Origin of the sequence: Pseudomonas sp. NPDC089752, from assembly GCF_044748725.1 — a bacterium.
GTDB lineage: Bacteria > Pseudomonadota > Gammaproteobacteria > Pseudomonadales > Pseudomonadaceae > Aquipseudomonas.
Genome location: NZ_JBIVGP010000004.1, coordinates 347,872 through 370,468 on the forward strand (window position 1 = coordinate 347,872; position 22,597 = coordinate 370,468).

The following is a 22,597-nucleotide window of genomic DNA, read 5'->3' on the forward strand; positions in this document are numbered from 1 at the left end:
CGTTTGTTTCCGGCCAGTAACGTCAGTGACAGGCGCGCGCGAACGCCTTGTTTGTTTGGCACGATATCGCGTCATGCGCCAAGGCGTTCGCGCGCAAATCCCACAGGCGGAATTGGCCAGAAACAAACGTAGGAGCGAGCGTTGCTCGCGATGCGCCGCGCGGGCGGCGCGCGATCTTGAAAACGCCGCACCCGCCAAGACAACCACCTGCACCACAGCGGATTCACCTCATTACAGACAAGGGGTGAAATCCTCCCCCCCGGATGCAGTACAATCGCCCCCTTTTTACTTGGCAACGAGTAGACGCCAATGATCGAACCCAAGCGCGTCCTGCGCGCCCTAGCCGAACACTGGGCCCTGATCGAGCCGCTGTGCGAGCGTTTCGACCAGGGCACCCTGAGCCTGGTGGAACTGCGCCAGCAACTGGGCCGCCAGCAAGTGGAAAGCACGCCGCAGGACATCACCCAGCTGCTCGACGTGTGGATTCGCCTGGATATCCTGGTGCCGGTGGCCAAGAGCCCGAATCGCTTCGAGCTCAACGCCCAGATCCACGACTTCCTCGCCTACCTGCGCCGCGAGCACCGCCTGGGCCTGTGCCTGGAGATCGAGGCCTACCTGCGCCACCTGGAGCGCCTTGCCGGGCACATCCAGGATGCTTTCGACAACCGCGACAGCGACGACCTGGCGCGCCAGCTGCGCCTGCTCGACATGCGGGTGCGCGACGTGCTGAAGAAGCTCGACAACGACGAACAGGCGCTGGTGGCCGTGGCCGAACGGGCCAAGACCAGCAACCGCCAGATCCCCTTGCGCCAGCGCTATGCCGAAGTGCTGGCGACCTGGGACGAATATGTCGAGCCGATGATCCAGCTGGTCAACGCCGACGGCGCCTTCGAGCAGGGCGTGCGCAAGGTCGAGACCGTGCTGCTGAAACTGCTCGGTGAACAGGCGCGCCTGGGCCACCTGGTGGACGACGACATGCTGCTGCGTACCCACGCGCGCATCCTCGAAATGCAGACCAGCGCCCAGCTGACCCTGCGCCACGCCCGCGAGCTGCTGCTGCCGCTGCGTGAAGAAGCCCGCCGGCACAATGCCGTGACCCGCGGCGCGGCGCTGGCCCTGTCGGTGATCCGCCGCAAAGGCATCGACGCCGTGCCGCACGCCGCCATGCCGCTGTTCACCCGCCCGCAGAGCACCTTCCTCGGCAGCGCCAGCCAGGTCGAGGCCTACGTCTACGCCCTCGCCCGCTTCGAGCCGAAACCGGCCAAATTCCCCAAGGCGCACAAGACCCAGAGCGGCGTGCTGCCGCGTGCACCGCGCACGGTCAAGGAAATGCTCGAACGCTGCGAAAACGCCCTGCCGCTGCCCGACCTGATGGTCTGGCTGCTGGAGCAGGAGCCCGAAGGCGCCACCGACGAGCTGCTGTACTGGTTCTCACGCCTGTCACGGGAAAAGCGCTTCAAGCGCGAACGCCTCGACCGCCGCGAATACACCACCCAGGAACACCTGGTCAGCCTGCGCTCGTTCGCCCTGACCTCCAGCCGCGAAGCGCCACCTGAAAACAACGCGAGCCCAGCCCATGCATCTTGATCTTTCCGAACTGTCCCAGCTCGCGCCGATCTTCCGCGAGCTGTTCAAAGGGTTTCACGTCAGCCGCCGCGACCCGGAGCTGTACGCCCAGCTGTCGAATTTCCAGGACCAGTACCGCACCCTGTTCAAGGCCCTGGGCTTCGAGCTGGTGTGCGATACCCGCGGCTTCTACTACTTCGTCCCCGACCAGGCCGCGGCGCAGGTCAACAAGACCGCCCAGCGCCTGTCGCTGTTCACCTTCATCCTGGTCGAGCACCTGGCCGACCAGGGCCGCGACCCGATGGCCGTGCTCGACGGCGGCAGCATCGGCCGCGACGAGCTGCCATCGCTGCTGGACAAGTACCGCGACCTGTTCCTGCAGGCCGAAGTGCAGACCGTCGACGAGCTTGAAGAAAAGATCATGCGCCGCATGACCCAACTCGGCTTCGCCCACGAAGAAGGCGGCATCTACCGCTTCCTGCCGCCGATGCACCGCTTCCTCGACGTGTGCCTGTCGGTGCAGCAGGACCGCGACCTGGCCGCCACCCTGCACAGCGACCTACCGCTGCCAACGCCGGTATTGGTCGAAGAAGAAAGCGCCGAAGAACTGGCGCGCACCGACGACCCGCTCGACCTGGCCCCCTTCGAGGCCGACGAAAGCGAAGAAGAAGCCCTGGCCCGGGCCATCCGCGAAGAGCAACAGGAGATTGACGCATGAGCCAGGAACGCTACGGCATCCGCCGCTTCGCACTGCTCAACACCGCCGGCTACAGCCTCGGCCTGTTCCCCCTGGAGCACCCGCTGTCGGTCTACGGCGCCAACAACCTGGGCAAGTCCGCCTCGATCAACGCCCTGCAGTTCCCGATCCTGGCGCGCATGTCCGACATGAGCTTCGGCAAGTACAGCCTGGAACAGTCGCGCCGCTTCTACTTCGCCAGCGACACTTCGTACATCCTCTGCGAACTCAACCTGCCCCACGGCCCGCACGTGATCGGCGTGGTCGGGCGTGGCCCGGGCGGCGGTTTCGGTCACCAGTTCTTCGCCTACAAAGGTGAGCTGGACCTGGCGCATTACCAGAAGAACGACACCTGCCTGCGTCAGAAAGAGCTGTTCACCAACCTCGAGCGCCTGGGCCTGAAGGCCTATGAACTCAAGCCGGACGAACTGCGCCGGCTGCTGGTCGGCGGCCACACCTCGGTGCCGCTGGACCTGACCCTGATCCCGCTGCGTTCGACCAGCGAGCAGAGCCTGAAGACCTTCCGCGCCCTGTTCATCAACCTGCTGCACATGCGCGAAATCACCGCCGCCAAGCTCAAGCAGCTGTTCCTCGATGCATTCGAGCACAGCCTGCGCTCGGGCAGCGTCGACTACATCGCTGCATGCGAAGAAGCCTTCCGCGACGTGCGCCGCATGGAGCAGGACTACAACGCCCTGGTCGCTGCCGGCCCGCTGGTCGAGGCCCTGGCCGGCGGCGTGGCCCAGCGCGACATCCTGCGCGGCAAGCTGCACCGCCTTTCGCCGCTGCTCGACAACCTGCTGGGCACCTGGCAGGAATACGCCATGGCGCGCAAGGAAGAGCTGGTGATCCAGGCCGAGCACTTCCGCGGCGAGCAGGACCGCTTGCAGAATGACCAGCGTGGCGGCACCCAGGAGCTGATGCGCCTGGAGCGTGAAATCACCGGCATCCAGCGCTGGCTCGGCGAGCTGTCGGTGCTCAAGCACCGCTTCGCCCTGGTCGATGACGTCAAAGTCCTCGAACAGCAGTTGCTGGCGGCCAAGGACGCCCACGACGAACTGGCCGGCGCATTGGCGCAGTCGCGGCAGTTCTCCGCCGAAGACCTCGACGAGCGCGTGCGCGACCTGGAAAAACGCGTGAAGCAGGTCAGGCAGCAGCTCGACCACGCCGACAACAACAGCTATGCCCGCCTGCGCGAAGAGTTCTCGCAGGCCGACGTCGACCGCCTGATGCGCCTGTTCAACGGCGCGCTGTTCAGCCTGCCGCTGGGCGACCGTGGCATCGAGCTGGACGACAGCGACCTGTGGGTGAAATCGCTGGAGGCCGTGCTCGACGGCTTCAAAGGCGAGCGTTTCGAGGCTCCGGGCATTTCCATCGACCTCTCGCACATCGACCCACCGGCGCTGCAGGCCCTGGCCGACCGCGCCGCCCTGCGCGACCAGAAAGACCGCCTGGAACGCGAGCTCAAGCAGCTCAAGACCCAGCAATCGGTGGCCGCCGACCGCACCGCTTCCAAGGCTCAGACCGAAGCCCTGTACCAGCAGGTACTCGACGCGCAGAAGGCCCTGGAAGACTACCGCCGCAGCGAAACCCTGGCCGCCGAAGAGCCCGAGAAGCTGGAGCAACTGGCGCAACTGGAAGCCGCCCAGGACGAACTCAAGCGTTCCAGCGACGCCTTCACCGAGCGCGTCCAGCAACTGTCGGCCAAGCTGCAGCTGGTCGGCCGCCAGCTCGGCGACCTGGAATCCAAGCAACGTACCCTGGAAGACGCCCTGCGCCGTCGCCAGCTTCTGCCAGCAGACTTGCCGTTCGGCACGCCGTTCATGGAAGCGGTGGACGACTCCATGGACAACCTGCTGCCGCTGCTCAACGACTACCAGGACAGCTGGCAGGGCTTGCAGCGCGTCGACAACCAGATCGAGGCGCTGTACGCCCAGGTGCGCCTCAAGGGCGTGGCCAAGTTCGACAGCGAAGACGACATGGAGCGCCGCCTGCAATTGCTGGTGAACGCCTATGCGCACCGCACCGACGAGGCCCTGACCCTGGCCAAGGCGCGCCGCGCGGCGGTCACCGACATCGCCCGGACCCTGCGCAACATCCGCAGCGACTACGACAGCCTTGAGCACCAACTGGCCCTGTTCAACCGCGAGATCAACAAGCGCCAGGTGTCCAACCTGGAGAGCTTCCGCGTGGTGCTGGCGCCGAACAAGGAAGCGCTCAAGCACATCGACCAGATCATCCACAGCGCCGGCCAGTACGAGGAAGGCGAAACCCTGTCGGTGTTCGACCTGACGCAGAGCTCGGAGCAGGATCACAAGAACGAAGAGGCCAAGGAATACCTGGCTCGCTTGGTGGCCGCCAACCACAACCAGCTGGGCTTGAAAGACTTGTTCGAACTAGCCTTCGAGATCACCAAGATCAACAGCCAGCCAGTGATCCACGCCGACATCGACGGCGCGGCCTCCAACGGCACTACCATGACCATCAAGGCGCTGACCAACATGTACTTGTTGCTGCACCTGATGGACCGTGACCTGGCCGGGCGCATTCGCCTGCCGTACTACCTCGACGAGGCGGCGGACATCGACGAACGCAACCAGGCGGCGCTGCTGGAGACCAGCCTGCAGCTGGGCTTCGTGCCGATTCTGGCGAGCGTGAAGCCGCAGGTGTCGGCGCATGTGGCGATCGACCTGGAAGGCGGCAGCGGGCCGAATGGCATCTACATCGACGAGGCGGACTGGAAGTACATCAGCCGGCGGGATGTGGAGAAGGCGATCGTGCGGGAGGATCAGGCTGAGGAATTGGCCTGAGGAATTTGGGGCCGCTTTGCGGCCCTTTCGCGGGGCGAGCCCGCTCCCACAGAGTAATGCAGCGCCGCTATAAATGTGGGAGCGGGCTTGCCGAGACGTCGGACCGCCCGCGAAAGGAGGCCAACGGCCTCCCCTACGGCATCACTGACTCCAAGGCAGAATCGGAATCGCCGTCACCGCATTCTGCGGGCTGCCTTCGATCATGCGGTCGCTGTACACCAGGTACACCAACGTATTACGTTTCTTGTCCAAAAAGCGCACCACCTGCATGGTCTTGAACACCAGCGAGGTGCGTTCCTTGAACACCTCCTCGCCATCTTTCAACTCACCCTTGAAGTTGATCGGCCCAACCTGACGGCAGGCAATCGACGCCTCCGCCCGGTCTTCGGCCAAACCCAGCCCACCTTTCACACCGCCCGTCTTGGCGCGTGACAGGTAGCAGGTCACACCCTCGACCTTGGGGTCGTCAAACGCCTCGACCACGATGCGGTCGTTCGGCCCGACGAACTTGAACACGGTGGACACCTGGCCGATTTCCTCGGCCCCGGCCAGCATCGGCAGCGCCAAGGCTGCTGCGGCAATTACGCCCTTGAGCATTTTCATACCAGCACCAGGTTGTCGCGGTGCACCAGCTCCGGCTCGGCGCTGTAACCGAGGATGGCCTCGATGGCATCGGACGGCTGGCCGATGATCTTCTGAGATTCCAGCGCACTGTAGTTGGCCAGGCCACGGGCCACTTCGATACCGTCCGGGCCGACGCACACGACCATCTCGCCGCGACGGAAGCTGCCCTGCACGGTTTTCACACCAACCGGCAAGAGGCTCTTGTTGGCTTGGCGCAGAGCCTGCACGGCACCGGCGTCGAGCACCAGGGTGCCACGGGTCTGCAGGTGGCCCGCCAGCCATTGCTTGCGCGCCGCCAGCATGCCGCGCTCGGGCGACAGCAAGGTACCCAGGCGTTCGCCCGCCTTCAGGCGGTCCAGCACGCGCTCGATGCGGCCACCGATGATGATCGTGTGGGCACCGGAACGGGCCGCCAGGCGCGCGGCGCGCAGTTTGGTCTGCATACCGCCACGGCCCAGAGCACCACCGGTACCGCCGGCCACGGCGTCGAGCGACGAGTCATCGGCACGGGCTTCATAGATCAGCTGTGCTTCGGGATTGTTGCGCGGGTCGGCGTCGAACATGCCGTCGCGGTCGGTGAGGATCACCAGCAGGTCGGCTTCGACCAGGTTGGCCACCAGCGCGGCCAGCGTGTCGTTGTCGCCGAAGCGGATCTCGTCGGTGACCACGGTGTCGTTTTCGTTGATCACCGGCACCACACCCAGATCGACCAGAGTGCGCAGGGTGCTGCGAGCATTGAGGTAACGCTTGCGGTCGGACAGGTCGTCGTGGGTCAGGAGGATTTGCGCAGTGTGCTTGCCGTGCTCGCCGAAGCTCGACTCCCAGGCCTGCACCAGGCGCATCTGGCCGAGCGCGGCGGCGGCCTGCAGCTCGTTCATCGCGCTCGGTCGGGTGGCCCAGCCCAGCTGGCTCATGCCTGCCGCCACGGCCCCAGAGGACACCAGCACCAACTCCACGCCCGCTTCACGCAGCGCGACCATCTGCTCGACCCACACGGCCATGGCGCCGCGGTCCAGGCCTTTGCCATCCGCCGTGAGCAGCGCACTGCCGATCTTCACGACCCAGCGCTTGGCGCCAGTCACCTTGCTTCGCATCTTCTCTTCCAACCTATGTCGAATCCGTAGATACATTAGATACAAAAACGCCGCTCCAGAGAGCGGCGTTTAGTGTACTGCAACCGGTCAGTCACGCACGTAAATGATTTCCGGGCCGTCTTCGTCGTCCTCGAAATCATCGTCCCAGGCATCATCGTCGCCGATGTCGTGCACGCTCTTGACGCCGGTGCGGCGCAGGGTGCGGGCGTCATCCAGGGCCTGCAGCTGGGCGCGGGCTTCGTCTTCGATGCGCTGGTCGAGCTCGGCCAGCTCCTGGGCGTAGGCCGGGTCGTTGGCCAGGCGGTCGGCGCGGTCTTCGATGTAGCGCATCAGGTCGTGGCTGAGCTGCTCGGTACCCTGCTTGGAGATGGCCGAGATCACGTAGACCGGGCCTTCCCACTGCAGGCGCTCGACCACTTCCTTGACCCGCTCGTCGCGCTCGTCGTCCATCAGCATGTCCGACTTGTTCAGCACCAGCCAGCGCTCACGGTCGGTCAGCGCCGGGCTGAAGCGGGTCAGCTCGTTGACGATCACTTCGGCGGCATCGGCCGGGTTGCTCTCGTCCAGCGGCGCCAGGTCGACCAGGTGCAGCAGCACGCGGGTACGCGCCAGGTGCTTGAGGAAGCGAATGCCCAAGCCGGCACCGTCGGAAGCGCCTTCGATCAGGCCGGGGATGTCGGCAACGACGAAGCTCTTCCAGCGGTCGACGCTGACCACGCCCAGGTTCGGCACCAGGGTGGTGAACGGGTAGTCGGCGACTTTCGGCTTGGCGGCCGATACCGCACGGATGAAGGTGCTCTTGCCAGCGTTCGGCAGGCCCAGCAAGCCAACGTCGGCGAGGACTTTCAGCTCCATCTTCAGGTCGCGCTGGTCACCCGGCTTGCCTGGGGTGGTCTGGCGCGGCGCACGGTTGGTACTGGACTTGAAACGGGTGTTGCCCAGGCCGTGCCAGCCGCCTTGGGCGACCATCAGTTTCTGGCCAGGGGTCACCAGGTCGCCGATCACTTCCTGGGTGGAGGCGTCGATCACCGTGGTGCCGACCGGCACGCGCAGGAACAGGTCTTCACCCTTCTTGCCGGTGCAATCGGTGCTGCCGCCGTTGGAGCCGCGCTGGGCTTCGTGGTGACGGGTGTAGCGGTAGTCGACCAGGGTGTTGAGGTTTTCGTCGGCGACCATGTACACCGAACCGCCATCGCCACCGTCGCCGCCGTTGGGGCCGCCGTTCTCGATGAACTTCTCGCGGCGGAAGCTCATGCAACCGTTACCGCCGTCACCGGCCTTGACCCGAATCGATACTTCGTCAACAAACTTCATTTAAACCGCCTCTCGCCTTCCGGCGAGTTGAATACCTGAAAAACCTGAGGCTCTTGCAAAAATGAGCGCGGCGGCCCCGTACGACCGAAGAAACCCACGCCGGCAGCCCATACAAACAGCTTTGCAAGAGGCTCACCACAAACGAAAAAGCCCCGTCGCATGACGGGGCTTCTGGAGCGACGTCGCGATTAAGCGGCGACGATGCTCACGTAACGGCGGTTGAACTCGCCTTTCTTCTCGAACTTGATCACGCCTTCGATCTTGGCGAACAGGGTGTGATCCTTGCCCATGCCAACGCCGTAGCCGGCGTGGAACTGGGTGCCGCGCTGACGGACGATGATGTTGCCGGCCTTGACGACCTGGCTGCCATACATCTTCACGCCAAGGCGTTTCGATTCTGAGTCGCGACCGTTACGGGTACTACCACCAGCCTTCTTGTGAGCCATGGTTCAATTCTCCAAATAAATTCAGGGGATCTAGGGGATTAAGCCTGGATGCCGGTGATTTTGATCTCGGTGAACCACTGGCGGTGGCCCATACGCTTCATGTGGTGCTTACGGCGACGGAACTTGATGATGCGTACTTTGTCGTGACGGCCTTGCGAAACGACTTCGGCAACAACTTTAGCACCAGCGACGACTGGAGCGCCGATGGTGACTTCTTCACCGTTGGCGACCAGCAGAACGCGATCGAAGGTCACGGATTCGCCAGTGGCGATTTCCAGTTTTTCGATCTTGAGGAATTCACCTTCAGCGACTTTGTACTGCTTGCCGCCGGTAACGATTACTGCGTAAGACATGGGTATTTCTCCGATAATCCTGCTCACCCAGCGCTTTATATATTGAGTATTGGCTGGCATGGCTGCATGGGGCTGGAACGGCCCGCTGCAATTGCGTAAGGCAGGTGCTGCCCAGGAAGTTAGGGTGCGCGATTGTACGCAACAGAGGATTCGCTTGCAAGTACCGCCCCCGCCGCCCGGGCACCGCGCCTTGACACCACGGGACCCGCGACCTAGCATGCCGCGCAACCTCACTGGAGCAGCCGATGCAACCCCAAACCTTCTACCGCGCGGTAGCTGACGATTTCAGCGCCGTCGACGAGATCATCAAGAAGCAGCTGACCTCGCGCGTGCCGCTGGTATCGAAGATCGGCGACTATATCACGTCCGCCGGCGGCAAGCGCCTGCGTCCCCTGCTGGTGCTGCTGTGCGGCAAGGCCCTGGGCCGCGAAGGCGACGACCTGCGCCTGCTGGCTGCGACCATCGAGTTCCTGCACACCGCCACCCTGCTGCACGACGACGTGGTCGACATGTCCGGCATGCGCCGTGGCCGCTCCACCGCCAACGCCCTGTGGGGCAACGCGCCAAGCGTGCTGGTGGGCGACTTCCTCTATTCGCGCTCGTTCGAAATGATGGTCGAGCTGGGCTCGATGCCGGTCATGCAGATCCTCTCCAAGGCCACCCGGGTGATCGCCGAAGGCGAAGTGCTGCAGCTGTCGCGCGTGCGCGATGCCAGCACCACCGAAGAGGTGTACATGGAGGTCATTCGCGGCAAGACCGCGATGCTGTTCGAGGCCTCGACCCACAGCGCCGCCGCGCTGGCCGAAGCCAGCGATGAACAGCGCGAGGCCCTGCGCACCTTCGGTGACCACCTGGGCGTGGCCTTCCAGCTGGTCGACGACCTGCTCGACTACAAGGGCGATTCCGAGACCTTGGGCAAGAACGTCGGCGACGACCTGGCCGAAGGCAAGCCGACCCTGCCGCTGATCTACACCATGCGCGAAGGCACGCCTGAGCAGGCGGCACTGGTGCGTCAGGCGATCCAGAAGGGTGGCCTGGAAGACCTGGAGCAGATTCGTGTGGCGGTCGAAGCTTCGGGTGCGCTGGATTACACGGCGCAGATGGCTCGCGATTATGTGGCCAAGGCCATTGCCTGCCTGGAAGTGCTGCCGGCCAGTGAATACCGGGATGCGCTGGTTGAGCTGAGTGAGTTTGCGGTAGCGCGTACGCACTGATAGACCGAGTCGTCTTTTTCGCGGGGCAAGCCCGCTCCCACAAGGTACTCCACAAGGCTGAAGCCAGTGGAAAACTCTGTGGGAGCGGGCTTTGTCCCGCGAAGCTTTTGGGCACACAAAAACATTTCCCGGGCAAAACCTTATACAATATGGGCCTTTAACCGTCCGTCTGTTTAAGGAACCGAAGTGAGCACTCTGCCAGCCTGCCCCAAATGCAACTCCGAATACACCTATGAGGATGGCACCCAACTGATCTGCCCCGAATGCGCCCACGAGTGGTCGGCCAACGGCGAAGCCGATGCCGGCGGCGATGAGGTGGTGAAGAAGGATTCGGTCGGCAACGTCCTGCAGGACGGCGACACGGTTACCGTGATCAAGGACCTCAAGGTGAAAGGCTCGTCCCTGGTGGTCAAGGTCGGCACCAAGGTCAAGAACATCCGCCTGTGCGACGGCGACCACGATATCGACTGCAAAATCGACGGCATCGGCGCGATGAAGCTGAAGTCGGAGTTCGTGCGTAAGGTCTGATTACAAAATCTGCCAATTGGCACTTGCTATTCTGATAATAAGAATTATTCTCATTGGAACCGCTATCCAAGGAGAATAGCCATGACTTATCTGATCGACGCCTGGCTGGACCGCCCCCACCCCTACCTGCGCATCCTTCATCGGGAAACCGGTGAAGTGTGCGCGGTGCTCGAAGAAGAAGCACTGGACGAACTGCGCGACCAGGGAGACCTGGACCTGCATGGGCTGAATTCGAGCGAGCCGATCGTGCTCAAAGAGCTGGTGCGCAATCTGTTTCTGTTCTGCTATGCACGGGCGTTGCGCCCTGGGGGAACAGACTGGAATTGAGGCCGGCAGCGCCGGCCTCAACGGCATTACAGAACGTCGAGCAGCTCGACGTCGAACACCAGGGTGCTGTGCGGCGGGATGCTGCCGACGCCTTGCGCGCCGTAGGCCAGCTCGCTTGGCACGTACAGGCGCCATTTGCTGCCCGCGTTCATCAGCTGCAGCGCTTCGGTCCAGCCAGCGATCACGCCGCCAACCGGGAATTCAGCCGGCTGACCACGATCGTAGGAGCTGTCGAATACGGTGCCGTCGATCAGGGTGCCGTGGTAGTGCGTGCGCACGTTGCTTTCGCGGGTTGGCTTGGCGCCTTCACCGGCAGTCAGCACTTCGAACTGCAGGCCCGATGCCAGGGTGGTGATGCCTTCGCGCTTGGCGTTCTCGACCAGGAATTCCTTGCCAGCGGCAGCGGCGGCTTCGGCCTTGGCGGCAGCTTCGGCTTGCATCACTTCACGGATGACCTTGAAGCTGGCGGACAGGTCGGCTTCGCTGACGCGGCTGTCGGCGCCGTTGAAAGCGTCGACCAGGCCAGCCAGGATGGCGTCCAGGCTGACGCCCGGTGGCGGGTTGTCGCGCAGCTGGCCGCCCAGCTGACGGCCGATGCCGTAGCTGACGCGAGTTTCGTCGGTGGACAGGTTGAGTTCGGACATGGTCGTGCTCCACTGCAGGGCGCAGTGTAGCCGCGCCCTTGATGAAAAGGGCGAGCAGCCTAGCACACTGGGAAGCTGCGAGCAGCTACCAGGCCGAACGCGGCGAAATCGGGACTTTCAGGTCTTCTTCCGGGTGTTGCCCCATGCCGCACATCTCGTCTTGAACGGACCAGTGCAACAGGTTCATCGACATCATCGGCAAGGGCTTCAACAGCTCACGCGCCTCTTCGACCGAGCGCACCCGCAGGCGTTTGCCCTGGCTGTCATCGAGTGGTTGGGCGCGCCCGTTGACCCGGGCCTCAAGCAGGTAATCGCCGCCTTCTATGGCGATCAGGTTGAGTTCATTGACATGGCCGGCCCTGGCCTCGGTATTGAGCTGATGCAGGTTCATGAGAGCACCTCGCTGCTGGAACCACGCATGAGTGCTCATTTTTTGTACAGGGCTGTGGAATACACAAGATGTAACTGACGCCGCTCGTCAGTTGAACCGAGATGGCCCCCTCGCGGGACAAGCCCGCTCCCACAGGTACACCACAGGGCTCGATGTGGGAGCGGGCTTGCCCCGCGAAGGGGCCAGAGAATTTTAGTGCTTGGTCAGCTTGTCCAGGTAACCCATGCAAAACGCCGAAACCACGAAGGTCATGTGAATGATCACGTACCACATCAGGTAATCGGTGGAGATGTTCTGCGCATCCATGAACACCCGCAGCAGGTGGATGGAGGAAATCGCCACGATCGAGGCAGCGACCTTCATCTTCAGCGACGAGGAGTCCATCTTGCCGAGCCAGTTGAGCTTCTCTTTGCTGTCGTCGATATCCAGCTGCGAAACGAAGTTTTCGTAGCCGGAGATCATCACCATGACCAGCAGGCCGCCGACCAGCGACATGTCGATCAGCGACAGGATGACCAGGATCAGGTCGGCCTCGCTCAGGGCAAAAACGTTGGGCAGGACGTGGACAACTTCCTGGAAGAACTTCAGCGCCAGGGCCAGCAGGCCAAGGGACAAGCCGAAGTAGATGGGGGCGAGCAGCCAGCGCGAGGCATACATCGCGTTTTCGAGAATACGTTCCATGGAGGGTTTTGAACTCGTCAGGTGACTGAAAAAGCGAGCGCGAGTATAGCCAGCCACCTGTGACAGCAAAAGCCTGCGGTCCATTGCCGCAGCCACCCTGCATGAAATCGGGATAACTCTTTCAGGTTTCCGGATGGAACTGATAATCCCCCAGATTGCGGCACCGCTCGCCATTGATCCTGCGCAATTGCGCCTGCAGATGCAGGCACCAGATCTGCGGATCCTCGGCCACCTGGTACCCATGCAAGGTCAGGCTGTCGACGATGGCATTGAGCACCGACTCGGCCACCAGCGGGCCATGGAACGGCCCCTGGGCCTTGATGGCAGAGGGTTGTTCACCGGCCATGCCGGCGGCGAACAGCAAGGTCCACATGCCGTTGTCGCCGGCCAGCGGACGAATGCTGCATTCGATACGGGTCACCAGGCCCAGGCACTGGCGGGTAAGGCTGAGGTTGCGCATGGCCGCGTCCCCCTCTGAAAAGCCCTGTTCAACCCGAAACGTTCGGGCTGTCTCCATCCTGAACCCTGCTGCCGTCCTTAAGTTCCAGCATAGAATAACGCTGTAAAAAGATGGAAAACCGGCGCTGAACGGTAGCACATGGCCGCCAGCGCCGATTTATTGACTCAGGCCGGTTTCGCCTGGGCAATCACCTCTTCCAGGCGTTCCTTTTCCGCCTTCTCGATGTCTTCCTCGCTGATCATTTCGGCGATCTCACGCAGGCGCTCGACCACCCGGGCATTGACGCTGCCTTCAGTGAACAGGCCCTCGTCGTTCAGCACGCCGGCCTCCTCGCCCACCAGCAGGCTCAACGCCTCGTCGGCCTGGCTCACCGCATAGACGTGGAACACGCCGTTCTCCACCGCCTGCAGCACGCGCTCGTCGAGCATCAGCGTGGCGACGTTGGCACGCGGGATGATCACCCCTTGCTCACCGGTCAGGCCACGGGCCTCGCACAGGCGGAAGAAGCCTTCGATCTTCTCGTTTACCCCACCCACTGCCTGCACTTCGCCGAACTGGTTGATCGAGCCGGTGATGGCGAAGCACTGCTTGAGCGGCGTGCGCGACAGCGCCGAGATCAGCGTGCAGGCTTCGCCCAGCGACGCACTGTCACCGTCCACGTAGCCGTAGGACTGCTCCAGGGCGATGCTCGCCGAAATCGCCAGGGGGAATTCCTGGGCATAGCGGCTGCCCAGGTAACCGGTGAGGATCATCACCCCTTTGGAGTGGATCGGCTGGCCCAGGTTGACCTCACGCTCGATGTCGACGATACCGCTGCCGCCCGGGTACACCGTGGCGGAAATACGCGCCGGCATGCCGAACGCCGAATCACCGACTTCCAGCACGGTCAGGCCATTGCACTTGCCGATGGCCGCGCCTTCGGTATCGATCAGGATGATGCCGGCGAGCATGTCGTCCAGCACCCGTTGCGACACGCGCCCGGTACGGGTGGCCTTGGCCTTGAGCGCGCGCTCGATGTGCCCGGCATCGGTCTTTTCATCACTGGCCAGCTGGCGAATGAAGTCGGCCTCGCTGACCAGCTGGAACAGGTCGCCGATACGCGCCGACAGGCGCGACTGGTTTTCCGCCAGGCGCGCGCTGTAGGTGGCCAGGCGTGCCACCGCATCGCTGGTTAGTGGCGCCATGCCCTCTTCGTTGGTGCGGGTGCGTAGCAGCTGGGCGAACTGTTCGAGGTTCTCGTCGACCATCGGCATGTCTTCGTCGAAGTCGACCAGCACCCGGAACATCTCCTGGAAGTCCGAATCGTGGTCCTGCAGCGCGTAGTACAGCTGACGCGAACCGATGATCACCAGCTTGACGTTGAGCGGGATCATCTGCGGCTGCAGGCTGACGCTGGCGACGCGGCCCAGCTCACCGATCGGCGACTCCATTTTCAGCTTGCGCGACTGCAGGGCGCGCTTGAGCGCATCCCAGACGAACGGCTCGCCGAGCATCTTCTCCGCCTCGAGGATCAGGAAGCCGCCATTGGCGCGGTGCAGCGCGCCCGGGCGCAGCTGGCGATAGGAGGTGTACAGCGCGCCCTGGTCGGTGCTGTATTCGATGCGACCAAACAGGTTGTCGTAGGTCGGGTGCGGCTCGAACACCACCGGCGCGCCACCGGCGGCGTGATGGCCGACCACCAGGCTCGGGGCGTACTGCTCTTCGAGCAGCTTGCGCGCCACGGCGTCGGTTTTACTGTCGTCGACCAGTTGCTCGACCACGGTGCGCAGCAGGTTCAGCTGAACCGATTGCAGGTAAGCACACACTGCCGCGTTCTCGGCGTACTTTTCCGACAGCGGCGCCAGCAAAGGCTGCAGGGCCAGGGTGATGGTTTCTTCGTTGAGCTGGCGAAGTTGGTTGTTCGACTCGCGCTTCCACTGCGGCAGGCTGGCCAACTCTTCGTTGAGGCGCTCTTCGAGGAAGGCGATGTCTTCATGGAACTGCTCGCGAACTTCGTCCGGCAGCTGGGCGAACTCGGCTTCGTCCAGCGCCTTGCCGTCGGCCATCGGGGTGAACGCGACATTGCTGGCGTCGCGGTACAGGGCCACGTCCTTTTCCAGCGAGGCGCGCTCGATGACATCCAGGGCGCGGTCGTAGCGCTGGTTGAAGGCGCGGTCGATGGCGCCCTTCTTCTGCTGGTAGGACGGGTGCTCGAACACCGCCGGGAAGGTCGCCAGCAGGTTGTCGATCAGGCCGCCCATGTCGCTGATGAAGGCTGCGGCGCTGCCCGACGGCAGCTCCAGCGCACGCGGCTCGCGGGTGTCATCGAAGTGGTTGACGTAGACCCAGTCGGCCGGGGTCTGCTGGCGCTTGCCCTCGGCCTTGAGGTAGCGCTTGACGAACGAGAAGCGCCCGGTGCCGGGCTCGCCCATCACATACACGTTGTAACCCGGGCGTGGCATGGCCACGCCGAACTGCAGGGCCTCGACAGCACGTTCCTGGCCCAGGACTCCGCGAAACGGCTCCAGATCGTCGGTGGTGGCAAAAGCAAACTGCTCGGGGGAGAAACGCCTGGTCAAAGCTTCAGGCGCGAGGCGCAGGCGCGTAGCGACAGGATCGGGCATTAGGTGTCCTTACTTCGGCGGGGCAGATACGCAGCATTCTGGCGCTGCCCGCGCGCGCCTTGCAAGGCTCGGCGGGACTTTATGTCGCAGCCGGTGCGGCATGATGCACAAGCAAATTTTTCGCAATCAACAACGCAACCTTTAGATCGTGCCTAAACTCCAAGCTGCGCGGGTGGGTGAAACGCTTTCCCGACCTGGCAACCGAGTTGCCAGAAACCCTGACCCTTGGTTAAGACAAATAGAGAAAAAGCTATGAAACGGATTCTTCTGGGTACTCTGTTCACCGTGGTCTCCCTCAACGCCATGGCCGAAGCGCCAGGTGGCCCGAACTGCGGCTGGGGCAACATGCTGTTCGAAGGCCAGCGCGGCACACCGGCTCACTTCCTGGCCTCCACCACCAACGGCACCTCCGGCAACGCCACCTTCGGCATGACCTCCGGCACCAACGGCTGCTCCACCAAGGCTTCGCTGACTTACGGCGGCAAGTCCTGGTTCGCCATGAATGGCATGATGAACGAGCTGTCCGAGGACATGGCAATGGGTCAGGGCGAAGCCCTCACCACCTACGCCGTGGTCCTGGGCGTGGCACCGGAAGACCGTGGCTACTTCAACTCGGTCGCTCACCAGCACTTCAACCAGATCTTCAGCAGCGCCGACGTGACTGCCGAAACCGTGCACAGCAACACCCTGGCCGTGCTGAAAAACGACCCACGCCTGGCCAAATACGCTACTGAAGCCTAAGCGCAGGTCTACCCGCCTCACCTCTGGGGCGGGTTTTCACCTTTCTATCGGCATCGTTAAGAAGTAGTTGCCCGACATGCTCAAACGCCTCGCTTACCTGGCGCTGTGTGCCTGCGCCCCTGTTCATGCCGCGCCCGCGCTGGATGAAGGCCGTCTCCAGCAACTGGCCAACACCCCTTACTGGATTGCCCTGGGCCATTACGAAACCGCCAAGCTCGGCGGCTGGCGCAGCTACGTCGACGACCGCAAGTTCTTCCTCGCCGAGGATGGTGCGCACCACCCGGATCAGGAACTGCGGGCCACGGTACAGGCGCTGTACGCCCCGGCCAGCCTGGGCGACAAGCATGCCCAGTGCGTATTCCCCGCGCGCACCCGCTGGCTGCGCGAGCAACTCGATCTACAGAACCTGCCCCAGCCGGACTGCCAGGAATTCAAGACCTGGTACCAATCGATCGATCCGCACAGCGCGGCGCTGATCTTCCCGGCCGCCTACCTGAACAGCCCATCGTCGATGTTCGGCCATACCCTGCTGCGCATCGACCAGTCCAACACCCGCAGCGACGACACCACGTTGCTGAGCTACGCGATCAACTTCGGCGCCTATATCGAAGGCAGCGACAACAGCATCCTGTACGCCTGGAAGGGCCTGATGGGTGGTTACCCCGGCCTGTTCGCGCTGATGCCCTACCAGGAAAAACTGTCCGAATACCGCAGCCTGGAGAACCGCGACCTGTGGGAGTACCAGCTGGACCTCACGCCCGAGGAAACCGGGCGCATGGTCGAGCATGTGTGGGAGCTCAAGCAGGTCCAGTTCGATTACTTCTTCTTCGACGAAAACTGCTCCTACCGCCTGCTGGAGCTGCTGAAAGTGGCCCGGCCAAGCCTGGACCTGACCGCGCAATTCCCGCTGACCGCGATCCCCACCGACACGGTCAAGGCCGTCAAGCAGTCAGGCATGGTCGCCAGCGAGACCTACCGCCCCTCGCGCGAACGGGAGTTGCTGGCCCGCGCCGAACCGCTGGATGTCGAGGAAAAACGCCAGGTGCTGGCCGTGAGTGCCGATACCGCGCAGCTGCAAAGCCCCGAATTCACTGCCCTGCCCCGTGACCGCCAGGCGCTGGTGCAGGATGCCGCTTACCGGCTGGAGCGCTACCGCGCCAACGGCCAGGAACGCGACCCCGGCCAAGCCAAGCGCAGCTTCGAATTGCTGCGGGCGATCAACCGCAACCCGCCACCGCCGCTGCAGATCGAACGCCCTGGCCTGCCCGAAGACGGCCATGACTCGCGCACCTGGCAGCTCGGCGTCGGCACCCGCGAAGACCGTGCCTATGCCGAGTACGGCCTGCGCATGGCCTATCACGATCTCAACGACAACGCGTACGGCTTCCCGCTGGGTGCGCAGATCGAGATCCTGCAGCTTAAGGTGCGCCAGTACGAAGGCAACGACTGGCAGGTGCAACGCCTGGATCTTGCCACCATTCGCTCGCTGACACCGCGCAATGAGCTGCTCAAGCCGTGGTCGTGGCAGGTGGCCGGTGGCCTGGAGCGGGTGCCGGGCAAGCATGACGACGAGGTGCTGGTCAGCCACGTCAACGGCGGTGCCGGCGGCACCTGGCAACTGGCCGATGGGCTGCTGGGCTTCGCCTTGGGCACGGTGCGGGTCGAGCATCACAACGACTTCGCCCAGTTCATCGCCCCGGCGGCGGGGTTCAACAGCGGGCTGCTGTGGCGCAATGGGCTGGGGAATATGACGCTGGAGGCAAAGGGCGATTACTTCACCAATGGTGAGGTGCGGCGCAGCGTGAGCTTGAATCAGCAGTGGGAGATCAGCCAGAACCTGGGGTTGAGGTTGAGTGCTTCGCGCCAGTTCAGCCATCTGGCCACGGCGCAGAACGAGGTGATGCTGGAGCTCAAGTGGTATCACTATTGAATGGCGCCTGGACAGGCCTCTTCGCGGGGCAAGCCCGCTCCCACAGGTACACCATAGCCCTCGAGATCTGTGGTGTACCTGTGGGAGCGGGCTTGCCCCGCGAAGAGGCCGGCACAGACATCCATTGAAACCCGCGACCTGCCACCATGGTCTCCAGCACAAGGAGGCCACAGCATGAGCCGAGCATTCGTCAACGAGGACCAGGCCGCCGCCCAGGCCGACCAGCCGGTGGAGCGGCGCGTCAGCGATCAGCCCAACTACGTCACCGCCAGTGGCCTGCGCCAGCTGCAGCAGCGTGTGACTGAACTCAATCACTTGCGCGCCGAGCTGCAGGCCCAGGGCGAGCGGGCTGACAAGCAGCGCCTGGCCGACGCCGAACGCGATTTACGCTATTTCAGCGCCAGGGTGCAGAGCGCGCAGGTGGTACCCGCCGCGACCTCGCACAGCAAAGTGCAGATTGGCAGCCGGGTGACATTTGCCGATGAACAAGGGCAGGAGCACAGCGTGCAACTGGTTGGCGAAGATGAAGCCGATGCCAACCGTGGGCTGATCAATTGGGGCTCACCGCTGGGGCGGGCGCTGTTGGGCGCCAGCCCCGGCGACGAGGTGTTGTGGCGACGACCTGCTGGGGATCAGTCGATCGAAGTCGTCGCCATCGCGGGTGATGCTTAGACTACGCCCTGGGCCAGCATGGCGTCGGCGACTTTGACGAAGCCGGCGATGTTGGCGCCCTTCACGTAGTTGATCTTGCCGTCGGCCTCTTCACCGTAGTGCACGCAGGCATGGTGAATCGACTGCATGATGTGGTGCAGCTTGCTGTCCACTTCACCGGCGGTCCACAGCAGGCGCATGGCGTTCTGCGACATTTCCAGGCCCGACACGGCCACACCGCCGGCATTGGAGGCTTTGCCCGGTGCATAGAGGATGCCGGCTTGCAGGAAGATATCCACAGCCTCCAGGGTGGTCGGCATGTTGGCGCCTTCGGCCACGCAGATGCAGCCGTTGCGCAGCAGGGTGCGGGCGTCTTCAGTGTCCAGTTCGTTCTGCGTGGCGCACGGCAGGGCGATGTCGCACGGCAGGGTCCATGGGGTCTGGCCCTTGCGGAATTCCAGGCCGAATTGCGCGGCCAGTTCGCTGATGCGGCCTCGCTTGACGTTCTTCAGCTCCATCACCGCGTCCCATTGGGCGTCGGTGAGGCCGGCTTCGGCGTACAGGGTGCCTTCGGAGTCGGACAGCGAAATCACCTTGCCACCGAGGTCCATGACCTTGCGCGCGGCGTACTGGGCGACGTTGCCGGAGCCGGAGATGGCCACGCGGCGGCCGTCGATGCGCAGGTCCTGGCGCTTGAGCATTTCTTCGGCGAAGTACACGCAGCCGTAGCCAGTGGCTTCAGGGCGAATCAGGCTGCCGCCGTAGGTCATGCCCTTGCCGGTCAGCACCGAGGTGAACTGGTTGGCCAGGCGCTTGTACTGGCCGAACATGAAGCCGATCTCGCGGGCACCAACGCCGATGTCGCCAGCCGGCACGTCGCAGTCGGCGCCGATGTGGCGGTACAACTCGCTCATGAACGCCTGGCAGAAGCGCATGACTTCGGCATCGCTCTTGCCCTTCGGGTCGAAGTCCGAACCGCCTTTGCCGCCGCCCATGGGCAGCGAGGTCAGGGAGTTCTTGAAGGTCTGCTCGAAGGCCAGGAACTTCAGCACGCTCAGGGTCACCGACGGGTGGAAACGCAGGCCACCCTTGTATGGGCCGATGGCGCTGTTCATCTGGATACGGTAGCCGCGGTTGACCTGGACCTTGCCCTGGTCATCGACCCACGATACGCGGAACAGTACCGCGCGCTCAGGCTCGACCATGCGCTCGAGGATGCCGGATTGCAGGTAGTGAGGGTTGGCTTCGAGGAACGGCCAGAGCGTGCGCAACACCTCTTCCACCGCCTGGTGGAATTCGGGCTGGCCCGGGTCGCGTTGCTTCATGCGCGCGAGGAAATTGTCGACGGATTCGATCATGGTAGACGTCTCACCAAGAGGGATTGGACTTATTGGTTTTTTTGATTTCGCTGGAATGTACCAAGAAGCAATCGCACTGGAATAGGGCGAAATGTCGTTTTTATGAAATTATTTGGTGCGTTTTATATAAATGTATACAAAACATTCTCGGCGGCGCTCCATTCGCGGGCAAGCCCGCTCCCACAGGGATCATGTAAAACCGGAGGCTTGCGCCGAACCTGTGGGAGCGGGCTTGCCCGCGAACGAAGCCAACACTGCCCTCTAGCCAGGCACAAAAATGGGGCCGCTAAGGGCCCCATTCTTGTGCAGCGGAAACCGGCTTACTGGGCCAGCTTCTTGTGCCGTACACGGTGCGGCTGGGCAGCAGCATCGCCCAGGCGCTTCTTGCGGTCGGCTTCGTACTCGGTGTAGTTGCCCTCGAAGAACATCACGTTCGAGTCGTCTTCGTACGCCAGGATGTGGGTGGCCACACGGTCCAGGAACCAACGGTCGTGGGAAATCACGATCGCGGCGCCGGGGAAGTCCAGCAGGGCTTCTTCCAGCGAACGCAGGGTTTCGACGTCGAGGTCGTTGGACGGTTCGTCGAGCAGCAGGACGTTGCCGCCCTCCTTCAGGGTCAGGGCCAGGTGCAGGCGGCCACGCTCACCACCGGACAGGTCCTTGACGAACTTCTGCTGATCGCCGCCCTTGAAGTTGAAACGGCCAACGTAGGTGCGCGACGGGATTTCGTAGTTGCCGATCTTGATCATGTCGGAACCATCGGAAACCTGCTGGAACACGGTCTTGCCGCCGTCCAGGTCTTCGCGGCTCTGGTCGACGCAGGCCAGTTGCACGGTTTCACCGATCTCGATGCTGCCCGAGTCCGGTTGCTCCTTGCCCATCAGCATACGGAACAGGGTCGACTTACCGGCACCGTTACCGCCGATAACGCCGACGATCGCGCCCTTAGGCATGGCGAACGACAGGTTGTCGATCAGCACGCGGTCGCCATAGCCTTTGGAGACGTTCTTGAACTCGATGACCTTGTCGCCCAGGCGCGGGCCAGCCGGGATGTAGATCTCGTTGGTCTCGCTGCGCTTCTGGAATTCCTGCGACTGCATTTCTTCGAAACGCTGCAGACGCGCCTTGGATTTGGACTGGCGGGCCTTGGCGCCTTTGCGCACCCACTCCAGTTCCTCTTTCATGGCCTTCTCGTGGGCGCTTTGCTGCTTGGATTCCTGCGCCAGACGGTCCGACTTGGCTTCCAGCCAGCCCGAGTAGTTGCCTTCGTACGGGATGCCGGCGCCGCGGTCCAGTTCGAGGATCCAGCCGGCGACGTTGTCGAGGAAGTAACGGTCGTGGGTAATCGCGACCACGGTGCCCGGGAAGTCGTGCAGGAAGCGCTCCAGCCAGGCCACCGAGTCGGCGTCCAGGTGGTTGGTCGGTTCGTCGAGCAGCAGCATGTCGGGGGCCGACAGCAGCAGGCGGCACAGGGCCACACGGCGCTTCTCACCACCGGACAGGTGCTCGATTTTGGCGTCCCAGGCCGGCAGGCGCAGGGCGTCGGCGGCGACGTCCAGCTGGCGCTCCAGGTTATGGCCGTCGGCGGCCTGCAGGATCGATTCGAGCTTGGCCTGTTCGGCGGCCAGTTTGTCGAAGTCGGCGTCTGGCTCGGCGTAGGCGGCGTAGACCTCGTCCAGGCGGGCCTGGGCGTCCTTGATCACGCTGACCGCTTCCTCGACCACTTCACGCACGGTCTTGGTCGGGTCCAGTTGCGGTTCCTGCGGCAGGTAACCGACGTTGATGTCGGGCATCGGACGGGCTTCGCCGTCGAATTCCTTGTCGACGCCCGCCATGATCCGCAGCAAGGTCGATTTACCCGCGCCGTTCAGGCCGAGCACGCCGATCTTGGCGCCTGGGAAGAACGACAGGGAAATGTTCTTGAGAATTTCCCGCTTCGGCGGCACGACCTTGCTCAGCCGATGCATGGTGTAGACGTATTGAGCCAAAACCAAGCCCTCTAGATAGGTAAAGACATCGACGTACGCCCCGGCCAGGTGGCCAGGCGGATGTGTTTACGGGGTGTTGAACAAAGTCGACCATTCTACGCCAACGCGCGGCGTTGCACAGGGTGGTCGGATGGTGGG

General features: G+C 63.3%; 21 protein-coding genes. 9 read left to right on the forward strand and 12 right to left on the reverse strand.

Annotation, left to right across the window (positions count from 1 at the left end; all coding sequences use genetic code 11):
• Positions 1–309: 309 nt before the first annotated feature.
• The 3 genes from mksB to mksF are packed head-to-tail and all read left to right on the forward strand — an operon-like array spanning position 310 to position 5,112.
• On the forward strand, positions 310–1,587 hold the full coding sequence (mksB, locus tag ACIPZF_RS09000; protein WP_400797893.1) for an Mks condensin complex protein MksB: 1,278 nt from the start codon (positions 310–312) through the stop codon (positions 1,585–1,587).
• Positions 1,577–2,284 (forward strand): Mks condensin complex protein MksE, encoded by a 708-nt coding sequence (gene mksE / locus ACIPZF_RS09005; protein ID WP_400797896.1) that lies wholly within the window; start codon positions 1,577–1,579, stop codon positions 2,282–2,284. Before mksB ends, mksE begins: the two co-directional genes overlap by 11 nt.
• Positions 2,281–5,112 carry an Mks condensin complex protein MksF gene (gene mksF, locus ACIPZF_RS09010; RefSeq protein ID WP_400797899.1) on the forward strand — a complete coding sequence of 944 codons (2,832 nt, stop codon included), beginning with the start codon at positions 2,281–2,283 and terminating at the stop codon, positions 5,110–5,112. The genes mksE and mksF overlap by 4 nt, the downstream gene beginning before the upstream one ends.
• Before the next feature lie 141 nt (positions 5,113–5,253).
• Here the strand turns inward: mksF and ACIPZF_RS09015 are convergent, their stop codons facing one another.
• From ACIPZF_RS09015 to rplU, 5 genes are all read right to left on the reverse strand, one after another.
• Positions 5,254–5,715: a CreA family protein gene (locus tag ACIPZF_RS09015; protein WP_400797902.1), complete on the reverse strand. Its 462-nt coding sequence runs from the start codon at positions 5,713–5,715 to the stop codon at positions 5,254–5,256.
• Positions 5,712–6,830 (reverse strand): glutamate 5-kinase, encoded by a 1,119-nt coding sequence (proB, locus tag ACIPZF_RS09020; RefSeq protein ID WP_400797905.1) that lies wholly within the window; start codon positions 6,828–6,830, stop codon positions 5,712–5,714. The genes ACIPZF_RS09015 and proB overlap by 4 nt, the downstream gene beginning before the upstream one ends.
• An 87-nt stretch (positions 6,831–6,917) precedes the next feature.
• Positions 6,918–8,144 (reverse strand): Obg family GTPase CgtA, encoded by a 1,227-nt coding sequence (cgtA, locus tag ACIPZF_RS09025; protein ID WP_400797908.1) that lies wholly within the window; start codon positions 8,142–8,144, stop codon positions 6,918–6,920.
• Positions 8,145–8,332: 188 nt separating this feature from the next.
• Complete coding sequence (gene rpmA / locus ACIPZF_RS09030; RefSeq protein ID WP_008092023.1) at positions 8,333–8,590, reverse strand: 50S ribosomal protein L27; 258 nt, start codon at positions 8,588–8,590, stop codon at positions 8,333–8,335.
• A gap of 38 nt (positions 8,591–8,628) precedes the next feature.
• Positions 8,629–8,943 carry a 50S ribosomal protein L21 gene (gene rplU / locus ACIPZF_RS09035; protein ID WP_008092021.1) on the reverse strand — a complete coding sequence of 105 codons (315 nt, stop codon included), beginning with the start codon at positions 8,941–8,943 and terminating at the stop codon, positions 8,629–8,631.
• Positions 8,944–9,188: 245 nt separating this feature from the next.
• On the opposite strand from rplU, the gene ACIPZF_RS09040 reads away from it, so the two are divergent.
• From ACIPZF_RS09040 to ACIPZF_RS09050, 3 genes are all read left to right on the forward strand, one after another.
• Positions 9,189–10,157 (forward strand): polyprenyl synthetase family protein, encoded by a 969-nt coding sequence (locus tag ACIPZF_RS09040; protein WP_400797911.1) that lies wholly within the window; start codon positions 9,189–9,191, stop codon positions 10,155–10,157.
• A gap of 186 nt (positions 10,158–10,343) precedes the next feature.
• Complete coding sequence (locus ACIPZF_RS09045) at positions 10,344–10,685, forward strand: zinc ribbon domain-containing protein YjdM (protein WP_400797914.1); 342 nt, start codon at positions 10,344–10,346, stop codon at positions 10,683–10,685.
• Between the two features lie 81 nt (positions 10,686–10,766).
• Positions 10,767–11,012 carry a hypothetical protein gene (locus ACIPZF_RS09050; RefSeq protein WP_400797917.1) on the forward strand — a complete coding sequence of 82 codons (246 nt, stop codon included), beginning with the start codon at positions 10,767–10,769 and terminating at the stop codon, positions 11,010–11,012.
• Positions 11,013–11,038: 26 nt separating this feature from the next.
• Here the strand turns inward: ACIPZF_RS09050 and ACIPZF_RS09055 are convergent, their stop codons facing one another.
• From ACIPZF_RS09055 to ACIPZF_RS09075, 5 genes are all read right to left on the reverse strand, one after another.
• On the reverse strand, positions 11,039–11,656 hold the full coding sequence (locus tag ACIPZF_RS09055; protein WP_400797920.1) for an FKBP-type peptidyl-prolyl cis-trans isomerase: 618 nt from the start codon (positions 11,654–11,656) through the stop codon (positions 11,039–11,041).
• An 85-nt stretch (positions 11,657–11,741) separates the two neighbouring features.
• On the reverse strand, positions 11,742–12,047 hold the full coding sequence (locus ACIPZF_RS09060; RefSeq protein ID WP_387528970.1) for a DUF6482 family protein: 306 nt from the start codon (positions 12,045–12,047) through the stop codon (positions 11,742–11,744).
• 192 nt (positions 12,048–12,239) lie between these two features.
• On the reverse strand, positions 12,240–12,728 hold the full coding sequence (locus tag ACIPZF_RS09065; protein WP_016501546.1) for a TIGR00645 family protein: 489 nt from the start codon (positions 12,726–12,728) through the stop codon (positions 12,240–12,242).
• Between the two features lie 121 nt (positions 12,729–12,849).
• Positions 12,850–13,188, reverse strand: coding sequence for a hypothetical protein (locus ACIPZF_RS09070; protein WP_003247487.1), 339 nt, complete (start codon positions 13,186–13,188; stop codon positions 12,850–12,852).
• 164 nt (positions 13,189–13,352) lie between these two features.
• The gene (locus ACIPZF_RS09075) at positions 13,353–15,791 is read right to left on the reverse strand and encodes a Lon protease family protein (RefSeq protein ID WP_400797924.1); all 2,439 of its coding nucleotides are present in this window, start codon (positions 15,789–15,791) and stop codon (positions 13,353–13,355) included.
• A gap of 252 nt (positions 15,792–16,043) precedes the next feature.
• Here ACIPZF_RS09075 and ACIPZF_RS09080 point away from each other — a divergent pair, with 252 nt between their 5' ends.
• The 3 genes from ACIPZF_RS09080 (at position 16,044) to ACIPZF_RS09090 (ending at position 19,134) form a co-directional block, all read left to right on the forward strand.
• Positions 16,044–16,532 (forward strand): DUF3015 domain-containing protein, encoded by a 489-nt coding sequence (locus tag ACIPZF_RS09080; protein WP_400797926.1) that lies wholly within the window; start codon positions 16,044–16,046, stop codon positions 16,530–16,532.
• 76 nt (positions 16,533–16,608) lie between these two features.
• Positions 16,609–18,462 (forward strand): DUF4105 domain-containing protein, encoded by a 1,854-nt coding sequence (locus tag ACIPZF_RS09085; protein ID WP_400797929.1) that lies wholly within the window; start codon positions 16,609–16,611, stop codon positions 18,460–18,462.
• A 174-nt stretch (positions 18,463–18,636) separates the two neighbouring features.
• Positions 18,637–19,134, forward strand: a complete 498-nt coding sequence (locus tag ACIPZF_RS09090; protein WP_400797931.1) for a GreA/GreB family elongation factor — start codon at positions 18,637–18,639, stop codon at positions 19,132–19,134.
• Here ACIPZF_RS09090 and gdhA read toward each other — a convergent pair.
• A complete protein-coding gene (gene gdhA, locus ACIPZF_RS09095) occupies positions 19,131–20,471 on the reverse strand; it encodes an NADP-specific glutamate dehydrogenase (RefSeq protein WP_400797933.1) in 1,341 nt (446 codons plus the stop codon). The two genes, ACIPZF_RS09090 and gdhA, sit on opposite strands and share 4 nt — an antisense overlap.
• A 320-nt stretch (positions 20,472–20,791) precedes the next feature.
• On the reverse strand, positions 20,792–22,459 hold the full coding sequence (ettA, locus tag ACIPZF_RS09100; protein ID WP_346614845.1) for an energy-dependent translational throttle protein EttA: 1,668 nt from the start codon (positions 22,457–22,459) through the stop codon (positions 20,792–20,794).
• Positions 22,460–22,597: the final 138 nt, after the last annotated feature.

What these genes read in the sequence shown, in the direction of transcription:
- mksB (WP_400797893.1), top strand. Translation starts at nt 310, where the DNA reads ATGATCGAACCCAAGCGCGTCCTGCGCGCCCTAGCCGAACACTGGGCC.
- mksE (WP_400797896.1), top strand. Translation starts at nt 1,577, where the DNA reads ATGCATCTTGATCTTTCCGAACTGTCCCAGCTCGCGCCGATCTTCCGC.
- mksF (WP_400797899.1), top strand. Translation starts at nt 2,281, where the DNA reads ATGAGCCAGGAACGCTACGGCATCCGCCGCTTCGCACTGCTCAACACC.
- ACIPZF_RS09015 (WP_400797902.1), bottom strand. Translation starts at nt 5,715, where the DNA reads ATGAAAATGCTCAAGGGCGTAATTGCCGCAGCAGCCTTGGCGCTGCCG.
- proB (WP_400797905.1), bottom strand. Translation starts at nt 6,830, where the DNA reads ATGCGAAGCAAGGTGACTGGCGCCAAGCGCTGGGTCGTGAAGATCGGC.
- cgtA (WP_400797908.1), bottom strand. Translation starts at nt 8,144, where the DNA reads ATGAAGTTTGTTGACGAAGTATCGATTCGGGTCAAGGCCGGTGACGGC.
- rpmA (WP_008092023.1), bottom strand. Translation starts at nt 8,590, where the DNA reads ATGGCTCACAAGAAGGCTGGTGGTAGTACCCGTAACGGTCGCGACTCA.
- rplU (WP_008092021.1), bottom strand. Translation starts at nt 8,943, where the DNA reads ATGTCTTACGCAGTAATCGTTACCGGCGGCAAGCAGTACAAAGTCGCT.
- ACIPZF_RS09040 (WP_400797911.1), top strand. Translation starts at nt 9,189, where the DNA reads ATGCAACCCCAAACCTTCTACCGCGCGGTAGCTGACGATTTCAGCGCC.
- ACIPZF_RS09050 (WP_400797917.1), top strand. Translation starts at nt 10,767, where the DNA reads ATGACTTATCTGATCGACGCCTGGCTGGACCGCCCCCACCCCTACCTG.
- ACIPZF_RS09055 (WP_400797920.1), bottom strand. Translation starts at nt 11,656, where the DNA reads ATGTCCGAACTCAACCTGTCCACCGACGAAACTCGCGTCAGCTACGGC.
- ACIPZF_RS09060 (WP_387528970.1), bottom strand. Translation starts at nt 12,047, where the DNA reads ATGAACCTGCATCAGCTCAATACCGAGGCCAGGGCCGGCCATGTCAAT.
- ACIPZF_RS09065 (WP_016501546.1), bottom strand. Translation starts at nt 12,728, where the DNA reads ATGGAACGTATTCTCGAAAACGCGATGTATGCCTCGCGCTGGCTGCTC.
- ACIPZF_RS09070 (WP_003247487.1), bottom strand. Translation starts at nt 13,188, where the DNA reads ATGCGCAACCTCAGCCTTACCCGCCAGTGCCTGGGCCTGGTGACCCGT.
- ACIPZF_RS09075 (WP_400797924.1), bottom strand. Translation starts at nt 15,791, where the DNA reads ATGCCCGATCCTGTCGCTACGCGCCTGCGCCTCGCGCCTGAAGCTTTG.
- ACIPZF_RS09080 (WP_400797926.1), top strand. Translation starts at nt 16,044, where the DNA reads ATGAAACGGATTCTTCTGGGTACTCTGTTCACCGTGGTCTCCCTCAAC.
- ACIPZF_RS09085 (WP_400797929.1), top strand. Translation starts at nt 16,609, where the DNA reads ATGCTCAAACGCCTCGCTTACCTGGCGCTGTGTGCCTGCGCCCCTGTT.
- ACIPZF_RS09090 (WP_400797931.1), top strand. Translation starts at nt 18,637, where the DNA reads ATGAGCCGAGCATTCGTCAACGAGGACCAGGCCGCCGCCCAGGCCGAC.
- gdhA (WP_400797933.1), bottom strand. Translation starts at nt 20,471, where the DNA reads ATGATCGAATCCGTCGACAATTTCCTCGCGCGCATGAAGCAACGCGAC.